General features: G+C 39.2%; 22 protein-coding genes and 1 pseudogene. 17 read left to right on the top strand and 6 right to left on the bottom strand.

The genetic code is table 11. The features are described 5' to 3' along the window. Positions 1 to 61 precede the first annotated feature (61 nt). The gene (locus tag MKX97_RS15410) at positions 62 to 778 is read left to right on the top strand and encodes a toast rack family protein (RefSeq protein ID WP_342536406.1); all 717 of its coding nucleotides are present in this window, start codon (positions 62 to 64) and stop codon (positions 776 to 778) included. Between the two features lie 165 nt (positions 779 to 943). Here the strand turns inward: MKX97_RS15410 and MKX97_RS15405 are convergent, their stop codons facing one another. Further along, entirely contained in the window at positions 944 to 1,768 is an 825-nt protein-coding gene (locus MKX97_RS15405; protein ID WP_342536405.1) for an endonuclease/exonuclease/phosphatase family protein, read from the bottom strand. A gap of 442 nt (positions 1,769 to 2,210) precedes the next feature. On the opposite strand from MKX97_RS15405, the gene MKX97_RS15400 reads away from it, so the two are divergent. Further along, positions 2,211 to 3,680 carry a carbon starvation protein A gene (locus MKX97_RS15400; RefSeq protein WP_342536403.1) on the top strand — a complete coding sequence of 490 codons (1,470 nt, stop codon included), beginning with the start codon at positions 2,211 to 2,213 and terminating at the stop codon, positions 3,678 to 3,680. 135 nt (positions 3,681 to 3,815) lie between these two features. Here the strand turns inward: MKX97_RS15400 and MKX97_RS15395 are convergent, their stop codons facing one another. Further along, positions 3,816 to 4,109: a hypothetical protein gene (locus MKX97_RS15395; RefSeq protein ID WP_342536401.1), complete on the bottom strand. Its 294-nt coding sequence runs from the start codon at positions 4,107 to 4,109 to the stop codon at positions 3,816 to 3,818. 184 nt (positions 4,110 to 4,293) lie between these two features. On the opposite strand from MKX97_RS15395, the gene MKX97_RS15390 reads away from it, so the two are divergent. Both MKX97_RS15390 and MKX97_RS15385 read left to right on the top strand, forming a co-directional pair. Continuing rightward, positions 4,294 to 5,208, top strand: coding sequence for a hypothetical protein (locus tag MKX97_RS15390; protein ID WP_342536399.1), 915 nt, complete (start codon positions 4,294 to 4,296; stop codon positions 5,206 to 5,208). Positions 5,209 to 5,297: 89 nt separating this feature from the next. Continuing rightward, positions 5,298 to 6,344 (top strand): hypothetical protein, encoded by a 1,047-nt coding sequence (locus tag MKX97_RS15385; protein ID WP_342536398.1) that lies wholly within the window; start codon positions 5,298 to 5,300, stop codon positions 6,342 to 6,344. Positions 6,345 to 6,681: 337 nt separating this feature from the next. On the opposite strand, the gene MKX97_RS15380 is transcribed toward MKX97_RS15385, so the two are convergent. Then, positions 6,682 to 7,338, bottom strand: coding sequence for a reverse transcriptase-like protein (locus tag MKX97_RS15380; protein WP_342536397.1), 657 nt, complete (start codon positions 7,336 to 7,338; stop codon positions 6,682 to 6,684). A gap of 341 nt (positions 7,339 to 7,679) precedes the next feature. On the opposite strand from MKX97_RS15380, the gene MKX97_RS15375 reads away from it, so the two are divergent. The 8 genes and pseudogenes from MKX97_RS15375 (at position 7,680) to MKX97_RS15340 (ending at position 15,789) form a co-directional block, all read left to right on the top strand. Further along, entirely contained in the window at positions 7,680 to 8,504 is an 825-nt protein-coding gene (locus MKX97_RS15375) for a methyl-accepting chemotaxis protein (protein ID WP_342536396.1), read from the top strand. An 86-nt stretch (positions 8,505 to 8,590) separates the two neighbouring features. Continuing rightward, positions 8,591 to 9,238, top strand: a complete 648-nt coding sequence (gene bluB, locus MKX97_RS15370) for a 5,6-dimethylbenzimidazole synthase (RefSeq protein ID WP_221838092.1) — start codon at positions 8,591 to 8,593, stop codon at positions 9,236 to 9,238. Positions 9,239 to 9,550: 312 nt separating this feature from the next. After that, the gene (locus tag MKX97_RS15365) at positions 9,551 to 10,912 is read left to right on the top strand and encodes an ethanolamine ammonia-lyase subunit EutB (RefSeq protein WP_342536395.1); all 1,362 of its coding nucleotides are present in this window, start codon (positions 9,551 to 9,553) and stop codon (positions 10,910 to 10,912) included. 16 nt (positions 10,913 to 10,928) lie between these two features. Beyond that, on the top strand, positions 10,929 to 11,786 hold the full coding sequence (gene eutC / locus MKX97_RS15360; protein ID WP_221838099.1) for an ethanolamine ammonia-lyase subunit EutC: 858 nt from the start codon (positions 10,929 to 10,931) through the stop codon (positions 11,784 to 11,786). 657 nt (positions 11,787 to 12,443) lie between these two features. Beyond that, positions 12,444 to 12,941 (top strand): annotated as a pseudogene (locus tag MKX97_RS15355) (methyltransferase domain-containing protein); the annotation flags it as partial. Between the two features lie 264 nt (positions 12,942 to 13,205). Further along, positions 13,206 to 14,036: an alpha/beta hydrolase gene (locus tag MKX97_RS15350; protein WP_342536394.1), complete on the top strand. Its 831-nt coding sequence runs from the start codon at positions 13,206 to 13,208 to the stop codon at positions 14,034 to 14,036. Then, entirely contained in the window at positions 14,029 to 15,012 is a 984-nt protein-coding gene (locus MKX97_RS15345; protein WP_342536393.1) for a sensor domain-containing diguanylate cyclase, read from the top strand. The genes MKX97_RS15350 and MKX97_RS15345 overlap by 8 nt, the downstream gene beginning before the upstream one ends. 489 nt (positions 15,013 to 15,501) lie before the next feature. Next, positions 15,502 to 15,789: a hypothetical protein gene (locus tag MKX97_RS15340; RefSeq protein WP_009498817.1), complete on the top strand. Its 288-nt coding sequence runs from the start codon at positions 15,502 to 15,504 to the stop codon at positions 15,787 to 15,789. Positions 15,790 to 15,922: 133 nt separating this feature from the next. On the opposite strand, the gene MKX97_RS15335 is transcribed toward MKX97_RS15340, so the two are convergent. Both MKX97_RS15335 and MKX97_RS15330 read right to left on the bottom strand, forming a co-directional pair. Beyond that, a complete protein-coding gene (locus MKX97_RS15335) occupies positions 15,923 to 16,801 on the bottom strand; it encodes a DMT family transporter (RefSeq protein WP_009498816.1) in 879 nt (292 codons plus the stop codon). Between the two features lie 186 nt (positions 16,802 to 16,987). Next, complete coding sequence (locus MKX97_RS15330) at positions 16,988 to 17,836, bottom strand: pyridoxamine kinase (RefSeq protein ID WP_342536392.1); 849 nt, start codon at positions 17,834 to 17,836, stop codon at positions 16,988 to 16,990. Positions 17,837 to 18,128: 292 nt separating this feature from the next. Here MKX97_RS15330 and MKX97_RS15325 point away from each other — a divergent pair, with 292 nt between their 5' ends. The 5 genes from MKX97_RS15325 to MKX97_RS15305 all read left to right on the top strand — a co-directional run bounded on the left by MKX97_RS15325 (position 18,129) and on the right by MKX97_RS15305 (position 23,916). Then, positions 18,129 to 18,767: a GGDEF domain-containing protein gene (locus MKX97_RS15325; protein ID WP_342536391.1), complete on the top strand. Its 639-nt coding sequence runs from the start codon at positions 18,129 to 18,131 to the stop codon at positions 18,765 to 18,767. Positions 18,768 to 19,251: 484 nt separating this feature from the next. Further along, complete coding sequence (locus MKX97_RS15320) at positions 19,252 to 19,947, top strand: GntR family transcriptional regulator (RefSeq protein WP_342536389.1); 696 nt, start codon at positions 19,252 to 19,254, stop codon at positions 19,945 to 19,947. 16 nt (positions 19,948 to 19,963) lie between these two features. Continuing rightward, positions 19,964 to 20,578 carry a sterol desaturase family protein gene (locus MKX97_RS15315; RefSeq protein ID WP_342536388.1) on the top strand — a complete coding sequence of 205 codons (615 nt, stop codon included), beginning with the start codon at positions 19,964 to 19,966 and terminating at the stop codon, positions 20,576 to 20,578. Between the two features lie 334 nt (positions 20,579 to 20,912). After that, positions 20,913 to 23,036, top strand: coding sequence for an ATP-dependent Clp protease ATP-binding subunit (locus MKX97_RS15310; protein ID WP_342536387.1), 2,124 nt, complete (start codon positions 20,913 to 20,915; stop codon positions 23,034 to 23,036). 304 nt (positions 23,037 to 23,340) lie between these two features. Next, complete coding sequence (locus MKX97_RS15305) at positions 23,341 to 23,916, top strand: exonuclease domain-containing protein (protein ID WP_342536386.1); 576 nt, start codon at positions 23,341 to 23,343, stop codon at positions 23,914 to 23,916. Positions 23,917 to 23,957: 41 nt separating this feature from the next. Here the strand turns inward: MKX97_RS15305 and MKX97_RS15300 are convergent, their stop codons facing one another. Then, positions 23,958 to 24,518: an MEDS domain-containing protein gene (locus MKX97_RS15300; RefSeq protein ID WP_342536384.1), complete on the bottom strand. Its 561-nt coding sequence runs from the start codon at positions 24,516 to 24,518 to the stop codon at positions 23,958 to 23,960. Positions 24,519 to 24,820: the final 302 nt, after the last annotated feature.

Genomic DNA, 24,820 nt, shown 5'->3' with positions numbered 1-24,820 from the left:
GCATTTGATGGATTCAACTTTATGGAAGTTGATTTATGATTGAGAAAAGGGGGAGACTGGTATGAGAAAAATCGTGATTATTTTAGCAGGGGTAGGACTTCTGGCCATCGTCGGATTTTGGGGCTTTGGTTGGGTGAAAAAAGATCGGGTGTCCGGTGATCTGTCGATAGAAAAAGACAGTGCAAAATCATTGGACGTTGAAATTGGCTTTGGTGCTGGCAATCTTTTGATTGAGGGCGGTGCTGAAGGGTGGGTGGATGGTGTCATTGATACAAACGTGAAAAAGTGGGATCCATCGATCTCTTACAAGAAGAAAGGAAAAGTCGGTCATGTGGTGATTCAGCAGAAAACAAAAGGTCTCTTGGCTTTCCGGAACGCACGAAACGATTGGAATCTTCAACTGACAAATGAAATACCCGTAAATCTCGCTGTCGAGATGGGTGTCTCCGATTCAGAATTGAACTTGGCGGGAATCCGTCTCAGTCATTTATCGATTGATGCCGGAGTCAGTGATACCACAATCAATCTAAATGACGATTGGCGGGAAAGCTTTGAGGCGGAAATCAATCTTGGCGTGGGGGATGCGGAAATTCACTTACCGAAGGAGACTGGTGTTAAATTGACCATCTCAAAAGGGCTCGGTAGCTTAGGAACGAAAGGCTTCATCTCTCAGGGAAAAGGCGTCTATGTAAATGAAGCGTACGACCATTCAGATACCACCATTAATTTGAAAATCGATGTAGGGGTCGGTGATTTGAAATTTGTGCTTGGCGAATAGTTCGCAGCACAATAAATGTTAAAAACAAAAAAATATAAAAAATCATGGTTGTTGAAACAACCATGATCGTTTTGAAACAGATACCAGAGTGAAAGGTACCAGATTCCGAAGCAATTATGAATTGCCTCAGGATCTGATACCTTGATTAAGACCTCCTAAGTTTCCCTATATTAAAAGATCCGCAATGATTGGCAGGTGGTCGGCAACCGGAGTGTCAAGTACTTCAGTTCTTTCTATAGTTGTAGTTTGGTCTGTGAAGATATAATCGATCCGGGAGGCAGGCTCAGTGCAGACAGCTGAACTGGCATCCTCATAACGAGCTGGGAATGTATAAGCTGTGCCCATTCCCATGCTTCCGAAAGTGTCAGTATAAGTCTTTCTGAAGTCCTTTAATTGGGGATGCTCGGGGGATAAGTTAAAATCACCAGTTATAATAGTAGGAAACAGTGAAGCATCGGTAATTTCCAGCAGTTGTTTCAAGTTTTCCCGCTGACCCTCTTCTTCCAGTGATAAATGTGTATTGAAGAAACTTAGAAATGTGCCGTCCAAATCAATAATTGATTCAAGCAACCCTCTCGGTTCGGGATCCTCTATTAAACTTGAGGAGCGGGTGTACGCATGATTCTTGGAGTATTTCACCGGAAATCTGCTGAGTAACGCATTACCGTATTGCCTTTCCGGTTGTCCCGACTGCACAGGTGGTTCAATTAGATTTGGTCCAAAGCTATAGTCCATTTCCAGCCATTTTGCCAGGACTGCCGCCTGATTTTCAAATCCGCTGCGTTCTGAAAAATGATTGTCCACTTCCTGCAAACCAATAATGTCAGCTCCAGAATTCCGGATCACCTCTGCCGTACGGCGAAGATCCACTTTCCCATCCATCCCCAATCCATGAGCTATATTGAATGACATTACCCGCAATTTACGAACCTGGGTAGACCCAGCGCTGCCGAATGTTCGAGTCACGGGTTGTGTCATATGTCCTATCATAAAATCTCTCCTTTTTGTATGGTTGTTTCAAAATCTCTTACGATTACTATAACCATACAATATGAAGAAATTGTAATCCTGTCATTAAGAATTGTAAAGAATACTGGCGAAAGGTTCACAATATCGGCACTTAGAACCTGCATTTGATACATATTACTGCTTGCCAAATAGTCTATTTAAAGAATATACAACATAGTATAAGTCAGTCATCTAGGCTTAAAATCATTAGTGATGTCATGTGTGTACAACGAAGTTGGCGTAAAACTCATGTAGAAGCTTGTTGGAGTTATATACAAGACAAGTACCTAAACTTTATTCATCTATCCACTATTTTCAATATTGCATTCTCTCAATGAAAATGATATTTTAGAATGAATAAAGTTTTCTAAATATATCTTTATTTGAAAACGATTACAACTAGAATGGCAAGGGGGGCTATTGTATGATTACTTTTTTGGCATCAATTGTACTGCTCGTGATCGGTTATTTTACTTATGGAAAGTATGTAGAAAAAATATTCGGTCCGAATTCACAAAGAAAAACACCTGCTTATGCAAATCATGATGCAGTGGACTATGTGCCGATGGGCAAGCAGAAGAACGCGTTGATTCAATTGTTGAATATTGCAGGTACAGGTCCGATTTTCGGTCCGATTATGGGCGCACTGTTTGGTCCTGTTGCATTTTTATGGATCGTGCTCGGTTCAATTTTTGCGGGAGCGGTTCATGATTACTTGACGGGGATGATTTCCATTCGAAATCGCGGCGCGCATATTCCAGAGCTTGCAGGAAAGTTTTTAGGTAAATTAGCGAAACACTTTGTTAACTTTTTTGCATTATTGCTTTTGTTATTAGTCGGTACTGTGTTTGTGACGACTCCGGCCTCTTTATTAAACATTTTAACTGACGGGAAAATAGGCATTCTCGTGTTGACTTTGTTGATTTTTGTATACTATTTCCTATCAACTATTCTGCCTATTGATAAGATTATTGGCCGATTCTATCCGATTTTTGGTGCTGTTTTGCTGCTTGGGACAATCGGAGTCGGGGGAGCGCTTCTGTTTTCCGATCATAAAATTCCAGAATTGACGTTTCAAAACATGCATCCAGGTGGCCTTGCCATTTTCCCAATGCTATTTTTGACGATCACATGCGGAGCACTTTCAGGTTTTCACGCTACGCAATCGCCAATCATTTCGAGAACTACTCAGAATGAATCACAAGGACGCTATATTTTCTACGGCATGATGATTACGGAAGCTGTAATCGCTATGATTTGGGCAGCAGCTGCAATGAGTATGTTTGACGGTCAAGGACTTCAAGGGTTAATCAATGCAGGTACGGCTTCTGCAGTCGTCAATGAAGTGTCAATGACGCTACTTGGCGCGGTAGGTGGTACGATTGCTGTCCTTGGTGCGGTTGTACTACCGATTACTTCAGGCGATACAGCATTCCGTGCGGCACGTTCAATTATCGCGGATTACATCCAAATATCGCAGAGCAAAATCGGTAAACGTTTACTCATAGCCATTCCATTGTTCGTTGCTTCTTATCTATTGACGTTAATCGATTTCAATATACTTTGGAGATATTTCTCTTGGGCAAACCAATCAACCGCAGCAATCGCACTTTGGATTGGCGCGATGTATCTGTACGTAAAGAGGAAAAACTATTTTGTCGCGCTCTTGCCGGCAATGTTCATGACCAGCGTCGTGACGGTCTTCATTTTAATGAACGATACGATGGGATTCGGTCTTGAGACTACGGTTGCTTATATAGGAGGATTTACGATTACAGCAATATTCACTGTACTCTTCTTTATGAAGGCAGAAAAAAATGTGAAAGAAAATCTGCAAGTTGATCTTCTTGAAGAAAACCCAGTCGAAGAAGATGGGAAATTGGAAACCGTATAAAAAAGACGAGCGATTGCTCGTCTTTTTTGTGTCATTAATTAATGTTTAAACTATTTGTTGTGGTGATATTTGGCGACCCAAACATCGTATTCCTTAAAGTGATTCAAATTTGAAGCAGGTGGATGTCATCTTACACTAATTCAGACGTTGAATTTCATCGGCAACTGCAAAAGCAAGGTCTTCATTACCGAAAAGTTGGAGTACGTCAAGCATAGTTTCGTTATCGATTTGGAGCTCATCCAACCCGTCATCTTCCTCCATGACACTCAATAATGCAGCATTGTCTGGTTGGTTTGGATAAGCGTTTCGATAGAGCGTTTGCGGATCCAGTTCATGATTCGCACACCATTGTACAAAGAGGCGAATCATAAGCGTTTCGTCCTCTTTGTATTTCTGTACTATTTGTTCATTGATATCTCTGAATTCCATTGTCCGACCCTCCATTGATAAGTTGTGATTCTAAGTATATACGAAATAGGGATTGTTGGTGAATGGGATGAGACCCAATCTTTTGGGGTCGCTACTTTTCCTATTACAAGTTTTAAATATGTTTAAGAATTCGACAACTTATGCTACGTTTATATACACATACAGGACCTAGAGGTGATACGCTTTGAAAAAAACAAGAACGATTTCGTTAGCGCCTGTCGCAGATTTATCGGGGGAAATGCAAGATTTTTCACCTGTTTCAATTGCGATCGGTCCACAAAATGAATGGTGTTTTTTATTGGTGAGAGAATACCCTCCTTTGATAGGAGGAAGTTTTCCTTCCACCGTCACAAAGGAACAATACCATTACAAAGTGATCATCATGAAAGGCAATGAAAAGAAGGTGATAGATCTGCCTGATGAAAAATGGAACTATCATTATGTGCAGACTATTGACGATGATCAAGTGTTATTGGCCGGAGCCCGCTCTTATTATCACGATGCAGATCATATTGAAAAAAATGCACGGGTATATACTAGTGCAGGTCAGTGTATCCGTTCGTTTTGTTTGGGAGATGGCATTCAAGATTTGTATGTGACAGACAGCAATACGATCTGGACGAGTTATTTTGACGAAGGTGTTTTTGGGAATTATGGCTGGGATGAACCGATCGGAAGTAAAGGGTTAATTCATTGGGATGCTTTCGGTCGCCAACTGGAGTGGCACGATCCAAAAGGAGAACATTATATTGATGATTGTTATGCAATGAATATTGTATCCAATGAGGAAGTATGGTTTTACTATTATTCGGATTTTCACATCGGGGTCCGTGTTGAAGGTCATACAGATTATTATGTACCTGACGTAAAAGGAGCTAACTTGTTTGCTGTCAAAGAAGATATGTTGCTGATGGACGGGGGATATGGAAACCACGATGGATTTTATGAATTAAAGCGAAAAGGTTCACGCTATAGAACGCAGAAACATATTCGATTTATAAAACCTAACGGAGTAGCCATTCGGTCCAGTGCAAGAAGTAATCGCGGAAATCAGTTATTGTTTTTAGATGGAACGGAAGTGTATTATTATGAGATTTGATGCGCGATACCAGGTCAACGAGTAATTTGAAATACAAGACGGATCCGGAATCTTTTATTAGTGTTCGCTGGATGAGATGCTAAAGGGGGATGAACATTATTTCTACAGGAATCACCAAATTTTTAACGGGCATTGGCTGCATACTTCCCATACTTGCTGTGGGATTCTTCGTTATATCCTTGTTTAATGGGTTTGGGTTTATTGGATTTGTTATTTCAGTCATTGTATTTTTAGTTGGTCTCTTTATTATCGGACAAGGCCAACTAATGCAGGACGGTTATAAAGAAAAACAAAAAAAAATCTTGCTTTCATTGAACAGTGGTCAACCTCGTTTTGAGAAAATGCCATCCATCATGTCAATTGATTTATTAAAGAGAATTGTAATTGACCATGATAAACAACGTATATACATATGGTACGCTGAAGACGGGAAAGGCAACGTTTTACGAAAACCGAAATTAGGAATGTCCTATAAGTTGTTGAATTATGACTTCACAGATCTTGTGGCTGCCGCGATCGTGGAGGATGATACTATTATTATGTCATCTCCAGAGTTTGCCGATATTTCAACGATCAGCGGAGAAAATAAGAAACATGCATCGACCAATACTATGAACATGCCGATGGACAAAGTGAAGACCATGGAACTAATTCTTCAGATAGACGATGAAATATTTCCTTTCTTTCAATTTAAATTTTATGATGCGTCTTATAAGGATTTGCTTAAGGAATCGATTGAATATAACGCTGTGTTAAAAGAAATGAGAAAGGCATATAACAGGTTTGACTCGATTTTGAACGGGTCAGCGGAAAATCTTGTACCTGTAGCCCCACTTTCTTATCAAGAGGTATCGAGTAAATCGGATGAAGTCCCTGCTGTAATGGAACCGAGTAAGATTCAGCCGATAGAGAGGGAAACAAAACGACATGAAGAGACCGTTGCTCCACCACACGAAATTGATCAACCAACCTACACTTTCTCAGATGACTTGGCGGATCAATCCATCATAGTTGAAAGATCAGAGATAGAGAAGGATTCATTTCCAGATCAAGATATACATGCTGAACAAACTGAACTATCCTATTTCGAAAGAATTATAGCTGAAAATAAAAGGCAATTGACAGAGAGGAAATGATTAACACAAAGTAACGGGTACCGATTCGATTCAGCTAACACCTATCATAATCCAATAGTAATTTTAGTGTGCTCGTGACGCGACATAGAATGTGTCCAGAAGAGTAATTACACTTTAAAGATCCATTTGGAGACTTGGTAATCAGCCAAGTAAAGAGCAGGCAAAAATTTTATTTTTTTTATTTTATTAATAGAGGTGCCGGGTCCCAAGGTATTCTAAAAATCCATTTGGACCCAGTGCATTTCAGTGAATTTGTAACGGACAGATTTCACGAATCTTCACATTGCTTGTTTTTATCCCACATTACTTACACTTACCCGGTCCCTCCTGTATATTCCTATACCATTTCACTAGTTGCGATGATTTCAATCCCAGCCAATGCTTGTGCAGCCAGCCGATCAGCTTCACCATTTGCCTTTCGTGAAACGAGCTCATACTGCGGTTGAAGCCCAAGCGATTTCATCTTCGCCTCAATCTTATCTGCCCAACTGTATAAATCCTGTTCAATAACCGGCCACTCCTCACTCAAATGATTGATGACGACTCGGGAATCTCCGATAATCTGGACAGGTAAACGTTGGATCCCAAGAAACTCAAGCTCTTGCAGGCAAAGATGAAGTGCTGCATATTCAGCCTCATTATTTGAAGTTAGCCCGTCGACAGATGCGTTTTTTCTAAGTCTGTATGACTTTCCGTTTTGGTCATAGTAGATGACACAGCCTAAGCCGGCTGCCTTCGATTCCCAGTTAAATCCTCCATCGAAATAGACAATGATATTATGCGGCTCCGTCTCAATCCCTTTCAAATAGCCCTTCAATTCCTTTACTGTCCATGAACTGTCAAATTGGTCGATAAACACCAACTGTTTTGCACGTCCGGTCTTCTCCAAATCATTAGCAATTAATAATGCCTGCGCTGCTGGCATTTCCTCAGACTTGAAGACAGTTTCTGTCCCCTTCGGTGATCTATACGTCCATTCAATTAGCACCTTCATCAAAATCCCTCCAATATAATCAGTGTGGCTAGTAAAGAATGTTTTTATAGCTTTAATAAGACTAATCTGTACCCAAGTCCTTATAGTGATATGTTTTTTCTCTCATCTTTAAAATTGTATACCCGTTCTACATGTATTTTTATCTTAAGTGGCTCCTGGGCTGTTTTATGCTGCAAGCATGGCTATATAACTCGCTTTCCTGTAGTATTGACTTAGTGATACTAAAGTTTATCCTGTCGGAAAAATAATAGGTCTTATTACTATTTATTAAATAATTTAATATAATTAGAAGAGCTTATTTAAATGAAGTTAAATAAACTAGTGAAAGGGTGTTTTACTACATGCGCGTCTCTTCAAGTATAAATTTAAGTACTCAAGTATTAGATAAAACAAATGTTTTAGCAGCCTTAGAGTTTAATTTAGCGATGATAGAATTCAATCTGAGACAAGAAGTTATTTGGGCAAATGAAAATTTCGCAAAGACTTTAGGATATACTGTAAATGAAGTGAAAAGTAAATTACATAAGCAATTCTGCACCGCAGATTTCGCTAACAGTAAAGAGTATAATGAGTTATGGAGTAATTTGAAAAAAGGGGTAAAGTTTCAGCAGAAGATTCAAAGGGTCGGTAAAAGTGGTACTTTGCTATGGCTGGAAGCTACCTATATTCCTGTGTTGGATGAAGGGGGCAAGGTACAAGCTGTCCTCAAAATTGCTACCGATATTACAGAACGTGAAAACCAAGTGCGGGCCATCGTTTCTCAATTAAAAGACCTGTCTATAAATTTAGGTAATATGGTTAATGAAAATTCTCAGGAAAATATGAAGGCATTTGAGTTATTGAGAGAACAGATTAATTCTATAAGTGACACGGCTAATACAATACGAAATATCTCTTCACAGACAAATATTTTGGCATTGAATGCAGCTATTGAGGCAGCTAGAGCCGGAGAACATGGACGTGGTTTTGCTGTAGTGGCGGAAGAAGTGCGAAAGTTAGCAAGCAATGTAGACGAAGCGATTAAAAAAGTGAATTTAAACGTAGAAACCATTACAAAGGGAGTCGGAGTAGTTCGTAATGTAACCAAAGAATCTCAAAGCGAAGTCATTGAGACCCAATCTGAAATTAGTAATACGATGGAGGAATTTGAGAGTCTGGCTAATTAGTAAGGTTTGTCTGAATCCTGGATAAATGAGGATTTAATGGGACCTGAGCAGCATATAATTTATGAAAATAGAAGGAGAGATGGTTTATGTTTTCTAACGAAGAAAGAGATTCGATTTATAAAGTTATTTATAATAGGAGAGATGTGCGAAGTTTTTTATCCACTCCTATTCCTGAGGACACGATACATAACATATTACAGGCGGCTCATCATGCACCCTCAGTTGGATTTATGCAGCCTTGGAACTTTATTTTAGTTTCATCTGATGAAACTAAAGAAAAATTAGCGTGGGCAGCGGAGAAAGAAAGACGGGCATTGGCTATTCATTATGAAGATGAAGGCGCCAAAGAAACAAAATTTCTTGGTTTAAAAGTTGAGGGGTTAAAAGAAGCTCCGATTACTATTTGTGTAACTTGCGACCCTACGCGAGGAGGCTCGCATGTACTGGGACGTAATTCCATTCCTGAAACGGATGTTTTATCGACAGCTTGCGCTATTCAAAACATGTGGTTAGCTGCTTGTGCAGAAGGTCTTGCAATGGGCTGGGTGAGTTTTTATAAAAAGAACGATGTACGAGATATTTTGGAAATACCACCTCATATCGATCCTATTGCGCTCTTATCTATTGGTTATACTGAAAATTATCCCGATAAGCCTATTTTGGAATCAGCTAATTGGGAGAAAAGACGATCATTAGAAAATCTTATCTTTGAAAATAAATGGGGTAAAAACTAATAAAAAGCATTGCTTTAAAAGAGATCTTTTATTTTTGACAAACGCCAGATCCTGACATAATTAAGATTTTAAAATGAAGCCATCATAATGTACTCCTAATATCATTAAACTGCAGATGCTTCTATAATATTATGTCGTTTTTGAATAGTAAAATTACTCTTTGCAAATTAATATTAGTAGTGTAAGATAGTGATGAATTAACAAAATGATATTCAAGGCAAAGGCGCCTTTCCTCCTCTGAAGAGTATTTTCAGGGGATGAAGGCGTTTTTTCGTTTTGTTGTAAGCGTTATCAAAAAAGGAGTGTTATACGTTGAAATTATCCTGTGTGATAAAAGGAACTCATTATTCGTTTTCGTCGGTAAGAGACGTCTTGGCAAAAGCAAGTGAACCAAAATCAGGTGATGTGATGGCGCAGGTCGCAGCTGAATCATCACTTGAGCGCATGGCATCAAAGGTAGTACTCAGCGAGATGCTACTGAAAGATATTTTTGAGAATCCAGTTATTCCTTATGAGACAGACGAAGTAACGCGACTGATTTACGATGACATTAGTGAGACGATTTATAAAGATATACAAAACTGGACAGTTGGTGAATTAAGAAATTATATTCTTTCGTATGAAACAGGTCCGGATCAATTAATAAAAATTTCAAGAGGATTAACAAGTGAAATGATTGCGGCAGTCAGCAAACTCATGTCAAGTATGGACCTTGTACTTGCTTCACAGAAAATGAAATATCAAGCCCATTGCAATACGACGATAGGGGAGCCGGGCCGACTAGCATTTCGGTGCCAGCCCAATCATCCAAATGATGTGCCGGAAGGAATTTTGTATTCAATAAAAGAGGGGCTGTCTTACGGAGCGGGAGATGCGGTTATTGGTATTAATCCGAATGTGGATACGGTTGAATCACTAAAAAGACTTTATACATTGTCGCATGACTTTATGGAAAAATGGAAAATCCCAACGCAAAACTGTGTGTTGGCTCATATCACGACACAAATGGAGGCTTTAAAACAGGGTGCACCTGTTGCACTGATGTTTCAAAGTTTAGCCGGTACACAAAAGGGCAACGAAGCATTTGGTATTTCTAAAGGAATTGTGGATGAAGGGTACGAGATGATGGCTCGATATGGCACATCGACAGGACCGAACTATATGTATTTTGAAACGGGGCAAGGCTCGGAAGTTTCGTTAAATGCAGCTCATGGTGTCGACATGCAGACCCTTGAAGCGAGAACTTATGGATATGCACGTCACTGGAAGCCTTTCATGGTGAATAACGTTTCAGGTTTTATTGGTCCGGAAACACTTTTTGACGGACACCAGTTAATCAGGGCAGACCTTGAAGATCTATTTATGGGGAAATTGCACGGACTGCCGATGGGCATAGCACCAACTTACACGAATCATATGGATGCAAACCAAAATGATCAGGAAATAGCCGGTATGCTCACTGCACTTGGAGGCGCCAACTTTTACATGGGAGTACCAGGCGGAGATGATGTCATGCTGAACTATCAAGATACAAGCTACCATGACGATGCCAGCTTACGCGAGATGTTTGGGTTACGACCACTTCGCGAATTTGAAAAATGGATGGAGAATATGGGGTTGATGGAGGACGGAAAGCTAACAAGTCGTGCTGGAGATTTATCAATTTTTGATTAAAGGAAGGAGGGGCAAGATGGATATTCAGGAGATTGTACGAAAAGTAGTAGAAGAATTGTCGAAGGAAAAGAAAGTGATAAAAGAATACGTCGAACCAATAAAAGAGGACAGTATACGTTTTCCGGAGAAACAAATAAAAGGGGTGAAAGAGCCGCATAATGCTGCATCCATTGATCGAGCGCAAAGTATTACGCCTGCCCGAATTGGTATTGGAAGAACTGGAACACGTATGCAAACAACAAGCTATTTACAATTTTTAATTGACCATGCAGCTGCCCAAGATGCGGTTTTAAAAGATGTAAGTGATGAATTCCTTCAAAAAATAGAACTGAAAAAACTAGAGACGAAAGCAAAGGATATGAAGACTTACTTAATGGATCTAGACTCTGGACGAAAGTTGTCTGATGAATCTGTTGCATGGTTAAAGGAGAATGGAGATAAGGATAAAGATGTCCAAATTATTGTCTGTGATGGGTTAAGCTCTTCTTCTATAGAGGCAAATATAGAGGACTTGCTTCCTGCCTTGATGCAGGGCTTGCAATTGAAAAACATTAGCACCGCAAAGCCAATTTTTATTAAGCGAGGGCGTGTATGGGTACAGGACGAAGTAGCAGCCATCATCAATTGCAATCTTGTCATTTCATTGATAGGTGAGCGCCCTGGCTTAAATACAGATGAAAGCTTGAGCGCCTACATGATCTATCGACCAGATGAAAAATCAGTAGAAGCCGATCGGACAGTGATTTCTAATATTCATAAAGAGGGACTTGCCCCGGTTGAAGCTGGTGCCCATTTGTCTGAGCTGATTGAGCAAATGCTTCGAGCTGAGTGTACAGGAATTTCATTTGCCCGAAAAAGCAATATTAACTTATAGAGAAATACTAAACTGGAATAGGAGTAATCACGGCGGAGCGTTTAGAGCTGATAAGTTCTTTCTTTTAAAGAATAAAAATTAGAGTACAGTTCCTATTGATGAAAAAATACTTTTATAAAGTAGTTGACGCATCAGCTCTTAGCAGTGAGTGAACACTCAAGAGACAACAATGTTGGTAAATGCAGTCGAAATGAAGTAATGGGTTTTAGGCGTGAGCTGCGGAAGTGGCACACATTAATGCAGAAGGTATGGTGCAACGCGAAACACGAAACACAACTGTAGGAAGGTCATTTGAATGGCTACAGTTATGTATTCTCCGGTATGGGAAAAAATGTAGAACAAGTGACTGATCCTCCATACAAATCGAGCGCGACCCTGAAGTGAAAAAACACTAACAGTCAGCTGTCGGTATTATACCGGTGGCTGGCTGTTTAGTTTAATTCTACTCTGAGGAAAGATAGAATAATCGAACCATCTACTATTTGCTTCAATAAGTGGTAAGTATAACAGTATTTATATAGACTTTTCGTGACCAATGGAGATCATCCTTAAAGTTAGTGGGGCAGAATAATGCTTTACAGTACTGGTTTTTGCTATAATAACTACTAATATCGCTATTAAATTTTAATAAACAGGGGACTGAAATATGGAGAATAACGTAATAGTGAATCAAAATCTTTAATAGACTATGGGAGCGGTACTGGTCTAATTAGTTTAGAATTAACAGATTTAGTAGAGTCTATTTTGTTGGTAGATTCCTCACAACAAATGTTGGAGGTCGCGAAAGCCAAAATTTCCCGCAAAGGAATTACCAACACAAATGTGTTGTATTCAGACTTTATTGAAGAAACACCTGACCTTAAAGCGGATATTGTGTTGATGTCACTAGTCCTTCTCCACATACCGGACACCGAAAAAATTTCACAAGAATTATTTAGCGTTTTGAATAATGGCGGAAAGTTAATTATCATTGATTTTGATAAAAATGATAAAATAAATCATCCAAAAGTTCATAACGGTTTTTCGCATGACGAACTGAAAAAAAGATTAACCGAAGTTGGATTTCAGCAGACTGAAATCAGGACATTTCATCATGGAAGTCGCATTTTTGTAAAACAAGATGCCTCAATGTTTATTTCCAGTAGCATAAAGTAATGAGTATCATATCTCCAAACTTTTAGATGAGCAGAAATGTTAAAAATGTATTGTGCAAAATGAAAATTTTTTTCCACAATCACATTAGAATATTAGGCTGATCCGGTATCTTACTTCTAGAATAACTTAACTTGCAGGGAATGCAGCTGTCATTGAAAGTATATACGATTTAAGATACAATTAGTATCAATAGACTATAGTTATTTATGTGAAATTATAACTACTAAACTGAATTTATACTTTTGAATCAATGGGGGTTCTTTTATGAATCAAAACATCCTTATTCGTAATAACGTAAATGTTGCGGGGAGAGGCACAAAGGCAATGTTATTTGCGCCGGGATTCGGGTGTGATCAGAATATGTGGAGGTTAGTGGCACCTTTTTTTGAAGAACATTTTCGTGTCATTCTATTCGACTATGTTGGTTCGGGAAAATCCGATTATAATGCCTACAGTCCTAGTAAGTATAGGGATCTTAAAGGATATGCGCAAGATATACTCGACATATGTGCTGCACTGGAATTGAAAGATGTAATTTTCGTTGGACATTCGGTTGGCGCTGTTATTGGTATGTTGGCGTCTATTCAAGAGCCCGATCGATTTGAACAACTTATTATGATTGGTCCTTCACCTTGTTACCTGAATGACCCTCCGAATTATAGTGGTGGTTTTGAAAGAGAAGATCTTGAGGCTCTAATTGATATGATGGAGATGAATTACATCGGTTGGGCAAATTATCTTTCTCAAGTTATCATGAAAAACCCTGAACGGCCGGAGCTGTCGAAAGAATTAGAGGAGAGCTTTTGCTCGACGGATCCAACTGTCGCCCGGCAATTTGCGATAGCGACATTTTTCTCTGACAACCGGGAAGACGTACTAAAAGTTACGGTACCCTCACTCATTCTTCAATGTTCCGATGATGCAATTGCTCCGATTGAAGTTGGAAGGTATATGCATCGGACGCTTTCAGAAAGCACGCTTTACTTAATGGAAGCAACAGGACATTGTCCTCATGTGAGCCATCCTGAGGAAACTGTCCGTTTGATAAATAAATATTTGACAACTACTTTTGCGGGCTACACTTCAAATGGATGAACAATTAAACGTTGCACCATGCGGATATTTATCGCTTGATGACGAAGGTGCAATTCTGGAAATTAATGAGACGTTGCTCGGTTTACTAGGGTATAATTTTCACGAGGTACAGGGCCGGCATATCAATCTGATTTTACCTATTGCTAGCCGATCATTTTATCAACTTTACTTTTATCCGATGATCCGGCTTCAGAATAAAGTGGAAGAAATGTACATTTCACTTGAATCAAAGACTGAACAGGACATTCCCATACTCCTTAATGCTTTCAGAAATGAGCGTGACGGGAAGATGTTCAATGATTGTGTATGTGTACCGATGAAGCGGCGATATGAGTATGAGCAGGCGCTTCTTGCAGTCAAGAGGGAAACGGACACGCGTAATAAGATGAAGAAAAAGCAAATAGCTGAGTTGGATCTTCTGCGACATGAATTGGAGTCCAAGCAAAATGAGTTGCTGGAGTTAAATAAAAAGCTTCAAAAATTAGCTGTTACAGATGAACTAACTGATCTCAAGAACAGACGCAGCTTACAGGAAAATTTAAGTTTAAACGTCACCTTACACTCAGAACGGTTCCAAACACTTTCACTTCTACTGATTGATATAGATTATTTCAAGAACATAAACGATAATTTTGGGCACATGATGGGCGACAATGTTCTTCGTGAGTTGGGGAAAATACTGAAAGACGAATCCAGAAAAGATGATATTGCCGCTCGATATGGAGGAGAAGAATTTGCATTAATTCTGCCGAACACTAATAAATCAGAAGCCTTGAAAATCGCGGAGAGGATTCGTTCCCGGGTTGAAAAAGCAAATTGGGACATGCCCAACATCACGATAAGTATAGGAGTAGCAACAAGCTTATCAGGAGATACTGAAAATACTTTGCAATCAAGAGCAGATCGTGCACTCTATGTTTCAAAGAACCGCGGCCGCAATCAAGTCACCCATGCTAATGATTTGGTACACAAATAAGGAGCCCGTGTTTCACTGGTGCCATTTTAATTGGTTCGGATATACCGTTACGTTTAGTCAGGTATAAACCTGACAATCGACTGAAGACAAGAAATACTAAACAGCCAGCTGGCGGCATTGCACCGTCGACTTGCTGTTTTATTTTGTTTGAGACTATTCTGATATGCCGCTATAGTGGATGTGAATGTAAGTATGGAAAACGTGTGTAATAAAGTTAGCCCGAAATAAAAAGGTATACATCCTATCGAATACATTCTGAAACATCGCATATTCAAGACTCTGGTAAAACACGAGTAATTTGATTTGAATAAAAACGAATTGATAGAAAGAGTGTTTGTGTTTAAATCATTTGGCGACGGCAACTATTTTTTCACTGGTGGACTGGGTATTGAGGCTGTTTACAATGTTAGTAGAGGCTGATATTTTTTCTTCATTGAGGACACTAGTTTTTAAGAAAGACGCATTTCTTAAAGAAGGAGAGGCATTCTTATGACGAATACGATAAAAGAGGAAGTTAAAGAGATTCTTGAACAGATGATTGTTGGAAGGAAAAATGTCGTTAAAGGCTGTGCTGAATTATGTACCTTGCGACAAGAAGGTTATGAATTTATTTATTATGATTTTGATGAGTTTTATAGTCAGTTGCAACATCATCCTTTACCAGAACAGTATTATCAATGGGATAAAGAGGCATTAGATAAAAAGCTAAAAGAACTGGAACAGTTAAAAGTTAAAGTCATTGCTTTATCATTTGAATTATTAGAGGAGCTAAAATGATAACGCCTTATTAAAGTATCGAGCACAACGCCATACATCTTCGCTATTGTTCATTAAAGAATTGAATTAATTGGACAAAAAAGCGGATCAGACACTGTTCTTCTTGTTGAAAGGTATCTAACCCGCAAAGATTTTATTTTTTCGCCAAATCTGCAGAAACTTCTTCTCCGCCTTTATTTTTCAAGAACATATAGAACGAAGCTCCAAAAATAATCACATAGCCAATAATGCTATAAAAATCTGGTACTTGTCCAAGGAAAGTAAAGCCCAATAGTGCCGTGAATACGACTGTAAAGTAGTTGAAAACAGAGACCTCTTTTGCAGGAGCGTATTTATATGCGAGTGTGATGCCGAATTGTCCAACTGTCGCAAAGACACCGCCAATCAGTAAGTAGATCGTCTGCTGCATTGTCATAGGTTGGTATGCATAAATGACAAATGGCAGCAGGATAACTGTCGTGAAAGTCGAAAAATAAAATACGATTGTGTAGAACTGTTCGCGTCTGCCGAGCGCCCGCAGTGCCGTATAAGCCCCCCCGGCAAAAATAGCAGACAAAATTCCGGCAGCATACGGAACAATATCGAGTGAGAATGACGGCTTGATAATGAACAGAGTTCCTAAAAAGGCGACGAGTATACTATAGATCTGAAATGGTTTAACATGCTCTTTCAAAAAAATAGCTGCAAAAATAATGGTGAAAAACGGACTCATTTTGTTAAGCATATCGGCATCTGCCAGAACTAGATGGTCAATTGCATAAAATAGCAAAATGATGCCGAGTGCCCCAAGTCCGGAGCGCAATAGGAGGAGTGGTTGATTTTCCCGCTTGCCAAACAGACTTTCTTTGAAATGAATGACAAAGAAAAATGAGATGATCATCGACACGCCATTGCGGAAAATAGTTTTTTGCAAGGTCGGCACGTCGCCAGATAGTTTCACAAAAAGCGTCATGAGTGAAAAACCTAATGCTGATGCTATTAATAATAAAATACTTTTATTTAGATTGGTCATAATACCCTCCGATTAAAAATGAGTGCCATTAAGCATGGTATCATAACCTGAGAAAGCATGCCGGTTTTCAGATTTAGCGATGGGACCCTAAACAATCGCGTACCTACCAAGAACTCTAATCAGATATATTAGACACTGGTTCCAATTATAAGTCATTAAGCCCTTAAAACACTCTTTTGAGCAACTTCACAATAACAATCTCAAAAACTTTTCAAAATTAACCCCCGCCACAGCAGGAGTTTTTTCCGAGTCTGTGTCCTGAATGGCTGCCGTTAAAAATGTCTCTGCAAGCTGAATTGCGTGTGCTAAATCTTCTCCGCGCATCAGACTGCCCATCAATACCGATGAAAATAAATCCCCGGTGCCGGAATAACTTCTTCCGTTGTACGGAACGGAGCTATAGACGGATTTTGCATCGCTGATATACATATTTCCAATCGATTGCGTAACCGTTTGAGCAGTTGGCGGATTGATTCCGGTGATAATGATGTGGGCATCGGTTTCTCGCTCGAGTTGCTGACCTGCTTCTTGAATCGCTTGTAAAAAGTCTTTTTCATTTGTATAACGATGTAGGGACTCATACGATAATCCAGTCAGCAGGCAGCACTCTGTTACGTTCGGTGTAATAACATCTGCCTGTCTGACGAGTTCCTTCATTTGCTTCAGTAAGCCATCATCAAAGTTTTTATAAGCTTCTCCTATATCTCCCATCACGGGATCTACAAGCAAAATAGTATTGTCTTTATAAAATATATCCAAAAAATTGATAATATGGGCAATTTGCTCTTTTCCTGTAATGAAGCCGGTGTGGATTCCATCAAAAGTTTCATGCAGCTTACTCCACTCCTCCGCAAAACGTGGCATGTTAGCTGTTAAATCCTCACAGAAGAAACTCGGGTATTCCGTTTGTGCAGAAAAGATGGCCGTCGGCAAAGGACACGCTTGGGCTCCCATCACCGAAAGAACAGGAATCGCAGCTGTCAGAGAGCATTTGCCGAGCGATGACAGATCTTGTATAACAGCGACTTTTTTCATAACTTCCTCCATGAATGTGTGTAGTGAATTTATTCCATCATACCATACCCGTTTTCATATTGAATTTTAAAACTTCCAGCACGTCAGGTAGTTTTTTTCGCTGATCAATAATGGAGAAACCTTCCAATAAAATTGTGTGAAGGATGGGTATCGGTAGGTGAATGATAAAGGCTTGGATGCTTCCCATAAAAAACATTCTATTATAATCTTCAAGACAGTAGTGTCCGAGGTGTTTTTACTATATGATGTAGGATAATAATAGATAGGAGTGTTTGAAGTTGGGAAGTGAGGTATGAGTTACAGAGGAAGGTTCATTGCTGTTGGAATTGTCATTCTGTTTAATTTGATACGGTACTTCTACTATCATCAATACATGGGGTTACCCTTTGAAGCAAGCTTCTTTATTTTAACAGCTATTTTCTTTGCTGTTGCATGGGTTGGAGGGAAGCAATACGATTTAGTTAAGTTCTACGCGGAAAAAGATCCCCTGACGAATACATATAATAGACGTACAGTTGATATAGTATTTAAAAAGCAGGCCGGCATTTGTAAAATGAAAAATAAAAAGCTTGGGATTGTACTTATAGATCTGGATGATTTTAAAGAAGTAAACGATAAATTAGGCCACCAAAAAGGAGACGAACTGTTACGATGCATTGCCGATATTATTAAAATGAATGCAAAGAAAGAAGACTTCCTAGTTCGCTGGGGAGGTGACGAATTCGTGCATATAATTCCTGATAGTAAAGAAGATTTTCATTTAGATTATATTCTAAAGTTAAAAGAGGATTTGTCTCATGCAGGAATACATTTGAACATTTCCATCAAAGCTTCGATCGGCATTGCTGTCTATCCCGATGACGGTGAGAGTTTTGACGTGTTGATTCGGAAAGCCGATACGTCGATGTATGATATGAAAAGAGAGAAATAGTATATGCGGTTCAGCAGGCATTTCTACAATATATTAAATTCGGTTGAGTAAATAGTGAAAAGGAGCTTCTCATGAGTCATTAGACTTTTGAGAGGCTTCTTTTGCTATTAGTGAAGAATACCGGATCTCAAACAATTCAGCGACTACTATATAACTATATAAACTGAAATAAATAACTCACACTCAAAGTAAAACGTAGAACCCGTTGATCTACGTACCAGGCGGACGCTTTCCGGGGGGCGCAGGCGAGCCTCCTCGTCGCTTCGCTCCTGCGAGCATAAGCAAAGCGTTGGGAGCATATTTTTCCTTTTCGCCGCCTTCCACTCCAATCAACTGAGTGTCCATTTCTGAACAAACTCATGTAAAAACTATAATTCAACATATATAGTTCAAATAAAATTATCATATTGACTATCTTTTCAGAATATTATACAGTGTTGGTAATACCAAAGAAAACTTTTGGTCTTACCAAGAGGGGGATTCAATGAGTCGAACAAAAAATATTGAAAAAGAGATAATCAAAGCAATTATTCAGGGAGAATTTTCAGCAGGAAGCCAGATGGAGACAGAAAGAGAGCTGGCAATAACTTATCAGGTGGGACGGCCTGCAATTAGGGAGATTCTACAACGTTTAAATTATGGGGGTTGGTTAACATTAAGAAAAGGCCAACCGGCAATTGTGAATGATTATTGGCATGATGGAAACATTACGACAATTATAGATATTGTACAGCATTTTGATCATATACCAGATACTTTCGTTCTGTACTTTTTGGAATTACGAATTGCATTGACACCGCAATATGTCAAAAAAGCTGTCATGCTAAACCATCCAAAAGTCGTCTCCATACTATCTCAAGTGGATGAATTGATAGATTGTAAGGAGCAGTTTGCGCTCTATGATTGGAAGATGCAGAAAGAATTAGCAAGATTATCGAAAAATCCAATTTTTTCTTTAACACTAAATAGCTTTGAACCTGTCTATGTTAAAATGGCTATGAAATACTTCTCCCTTTCTTTTTGTCGAAAAGCTTCATTAAATTACTATAAAAAATTGATGGAGGTAGCACTAAAAGGGGACTATCAACAAGCAGAAGAACTTGCACATTCGATGATGCGAAAAAGTTATGCTTTGTGGGATCGCCATATTTCTACTGAAAAAAACAGGATGAGAATATGATTTTGGGGGAAATTAAATGAATGCAAAGTATTATAAAGAGTTTGCTGCCTTTCCCGATATTTTGATAATGCTTTTGCTGTTTTTTCCGCTCGTTATCTACACCATTTTAAATATGTTGCAAGTTGGAACTTGGATTGCTTTCATAATTGGGATGACGGCATATGCGTTAAGTGAGTATTTAATTCACAGATTTCTATTTCATATGAAAACACCGACAAACCCTTTTTTGCTGAAAACGATCAAGCGCTTACATTTCGATCATCATGTAGATCCTAATAATTTGAAGTTATTATTCTTACCAGTTTGGTTCAGTCTACCCAATTTTATCATTGCTTCAATTATCTTTTATTCAATAACAGCGAATCTGCAGCTGACGATGGCTTTTCTTGCTGGGATCATGGCTTATTTTTTGTATTATGAATGGAAGCATTATATCGCGCATAAGCCAATTCAACCACGCACAAAAATAGGAAAGAAAATAAAGAAAGCGCATCTCTGGCACCATTTTAAAAATGAAAACTACTGGTTCGGTGTAACGCATACATCTGTAGACAAAGCCTTTGGTACGTATAAGAAGCAGAATCAAGTTGAGAAAAGTGCGACAGCCAAAAATTTAGAGGGGCGAAGTTGAATACAATAAGGTTTATCTGTTATTGATTAACGTAACAAATGAAGAATAATTATAACGAAATGTACCCTTTTCTCTCTAATTAGAAGAAAGAAAAGGGTATTTTCATGGCATATTTAAGCATGAAAAGGATGGAAAGTAATAAAAGGGTGTAAGGTGTCGCTAGTGTGTCTATACAAAATCTATAAGTGCATATCTACAATACTGATAAGCGATGAAAACGAGCAAATTTCTTGAAAGTCAAAGAAGGTCAGTGTAAAATAAAAACTAGGTCAAATATAGTCAAAGTCAACATCCGTTGTCTTATATAAAAGAAAATCATAAGGAGGAACTAATTATGAGATGCCAACACTGTGGAAACAACGAAGCAACGATGAGTTTGAGACTCCAAGTGAATCACCAAGCGATGCAAATGCATATTTGCCATATGTGCTTTCAAGAAATGCAAGGTCAATTGACAGCAGGGAAAGTGCCGACATTCAATACTGAAGCAAATAACTTCTTCCAAGCGAGTGGCGGGAAAAAAGCACAGACCAAAGTGAGACAAACAGAAGAAAATCAAACCCCGGGTTTGTTGGACCAACTTGGTAAAAACTTATCAAATGTCGCAAGGGACGGATTAATTGACCCCATCATTGGAAGAGATCAGGAAGTAAAACGTGTTATTGAAACATTAAACCGAAGAAACAAAAATAATCCTGTGCTGATTGGGGAACCAGGTGTCGGTAAAACAGCAATTGCCGAAGGGCTTGCCTTAAAGATTTATGAGGGCGATGTGCCGGTGAAATTGATGAACAAAGAAGTGTATGTGCTGGATGTTGCGTCTCTCGTCACCAATACTGGAATCCGTGGTCAATTTGAGGAACGGATGAAACAGCTAATTGAAGAGCTGGAAACACGAGAAGATGTCATTTTGTTCGTGGATGAAATTCACTTGCTCGTAGGAGCAGGAACTGCAGAAGGATCGCAGATGGATGCGGGTAATATTCTAAAACCGGCACTGGCACGAGGCAGTTTACAGCTCATTGGGGCTACAACCTTGAAAGAATACCGTCAAATTGAAAAAGATGCAGCACTTGAGCGACGATTCCAACCGATTCTCGTAAAGGAGCCATCCGCTGAAGATACGATTAAAATTCTAAACGGAATTAAGGACCGTTACGAAGATTTTCATGAAGTGCACTATCCAGACGAAGCAGTGCATGCTTTTGTGAACTTATCGCAACGCTATATTCAAGATCGTTTTTTACCGGATAAAGCGATTGATTTGATGGATGAAGTGGGTGCTCGTTTAAACCTTACACTGATGTCCTCAAATTCGGATTCTCTTACAACTCGCCTTCAGGAAGTGATCCAACAAAAAGAGCGAGCGGCTGAGCAGGAGAATTATGAAAAAGCGGCGAGTTTACGTCAGGAAGAGATGCAGCTGCAGGAAAAATTGGAAGCTTCAAAACAGAATGGTGAAATGAAATATGCAGAAGTTTCTGTCGCGGATATCGAGCTAATTATTGAAGAGAAAACGGGAATCCCTGTAACGAAGCTACAGGCGGCAGAACAAGCAAAAATGAAAGGACTTGCGGATAACCTTGGCAAACAAGTTATCGGTCAAGCAGAAGCAGTCGATAAAATTGCAAAAGCGATTCGCCGTAGCCGAGCTGGTCTCAAATCAAAAGACCGTCCGATTGGATCCTTCCTATTTGTTGGTCCTACGGGTGTCGGTAAAACAGAAATTACGAAAGTCTTGGCAGAAGAATTATTTGGTTCGCGCGATGCGTTAATTCGTCTCGACATGAGTGAGTACATGGAAAAACATGCGGTGTCTAAAATTATTGGCTCACCTCCAGGGTATGTCGGTCATGAGGAAGCTGGTCAATTGACCGAACAAATCCGACGAAATCCTTATTCCATTCTATTGCTCGATGAAATTGAAAAAGCACATCCTGATGTGCAAAATATGTTCTTGCAAATTATGGAGGATGGCCGATTGACCGATTCACATGGTCGCACTGTCAGCTTTAAAGATACGGTCATTATTATGACGAGCAATGCCGGTACAGGCGTGAAAAAAGTAAGTGTAGGATTCAACCGAACAGAACATGAATCCGTAACTATGCTTGAAACTTTAGGCGATTATTTCAAACCAGAGTTTCTTAATCGTTTCGATGCGATTATTGCGTTCAACGAGTTAACAGAAGAGGATCTCCTGAAAATAGTGGACTTGATGCTGATGGATTTACAAGCCGCCATCCAGGAAAAGCAAATCGATATTACGATCACTCAAGAAGCAAAACAAGCGTTAGTTAAATTAGGCTATGACAAGCGTTTCGGTGCCCGTCCATTACGCAGAGTGATCCAAGACAAAATCGAAGACCCACTAACAGACCTTCTTTTAGAAGAAGAAAATGTAGAAAAAGTTAACGTGGATGTTGTGGAAGAAGAAGTTGAAGTACAGAAAGTGTAATGAATGCTGTTTCAGTAAAGAGGCGAGGTGCGTCAACAACTGTTCAACTGACATACGTAAGCAGTTGAACAGTTAAAAAAGGTACTTAAAGTAATCATTCTGCTATTACGGCGGGTGATTACTTTTTTAAAACTGTAAGGTGCAAGTGATACAAATCTTTGTCACTATTGCTTTACATAAAAGCATCACACTTTCTCTGCCTGTGTTCTCGCTGATATAATAGTAGATAGGATTTCGTTGGCGGATAACTTCAAGTTAACGAAAATGAGCAAATAGAACAACATAGTCTAAAAGGAGTTTTCCTATGAGTAAACATATAGCGTTCATCGATGTGGAGACAACAGGTATGAGTTCGGATAATAGTGAAGTGATTGAATTAGGGGTTATGTTAGGTGAATTTGAAAACAATCGGATCAGCAGGGTAACGGAAGAGTACTGTGAATTTCAAGAACCGTTCTTTTCTATTCCTTCAATCATCACAAATATCACAGGAATTACGGATCGAATGGTACGTGGAAGAGCGCTTGATGTGGATAAAATTCTTTCTATATTGCGAAAAGCAGATGGCATTGTAGCGCACAACGCTACTTTTGATAGAGGTTTTGTCAGCAAATTATTGCCTGAAACTTTGGATATGAATTGGTATTGTTCCGTCAGGCAAATCAGATGGAAAGATTACGGTTTTGAAAATGGCAAATTGCAACAACTATTGAAAGTGCATCAAATTGAAGCCGATCATGCGCATAGGGCACTTGACGACGCCAAAAATTTAGCCAAATTACTAAATTTCTCTCATCCAACTTTAGCTGAGGATGCTACGTATATTTCCTACTTAATGAATAAAAATCCGTTGAAAAAACCTATGAAATTGCGAAATTAAATAGATCAAAATAGCCTCCTGAAATCTCCCATGTGAAAAAGTTACATGGGAGATTTTCGATGACAGAGGGATAGTTCATTTTCCCTCAATATATAGGAATGGGTTTCTAGCAATAACTTGGTAAGATTGGCTGGAGTTCTATTCTTCGCATATGCGCACACTTGGGGAAACGCATGCTCTTTGATCAGGTTGTCACCTGCCATCTCGCAATCTCTGACCAGGTGGTGAGGCTCATTTGCGCTAGGCCATTCAACGTGGGCCCATGATCTGAATAGTATATCTTTGTCAACATAGGGCTGAATAGTTTCTTGATAGTACTTAAAAATAGCTGAAGGGTTATAACTGCCGGTAGAACTGTAGAAGTACAAGCTATTGACGAAGTGGACGGCACCCAGTTCTATACTTGAAAGGTGACTATTCAGCACCTTGAGCAGCTCGACGGTAAATTTGTCATTTTCTATTACAATAACCTGTTCGCCGGCTGCAATACCTTCTTCAATGAAAGTGAGAATTTGGCGTTTATATTCTTCGTCATCCATGTATAAGTACAAAATATGTAAATCTCTTTTTTCTGAAATTAACTGTTCTAAAGAAATTTTCAAGCCACTACCCCCTCTTTATTATCAATAGTTCCATTATACGTAAAACTTACAAATGGCACTATAGGGGGTTTGACTCCTATTAGGCCATATAAAAATCTGAAAACACTCAGAATAGCCTACGATCATCTATAGGTACTCACCGCTTGTTTGAAAGTTATTCAATAGCTATGAAAACCTTTTTCCTAAAGAAGCGGTAGAATAAAATTGATTTTCTTAACCTAAATGTGGGTATACCTCTTACTAGGGCACGTCAAACCGCTATTCAGGCTGGCATTCAAACCACCTGAGTTGAATACTGACGC

This window comes from Sporosarcina sp. FSL K6-3508, from assembly GCF_038615825.1.
In the GTDB taxonomy this organism is placed as follows: domain Bacteria; phylum Bacillota; class Bacilli; order Bacillales_A; family Planococcaceae; genus Sporosarcina; species Sporosarcina newyorkensis.
Note: the sequence above shows the minus strand (reverse complement) of the source record. Positions and strands in the feature narration are given on the sequence as shown.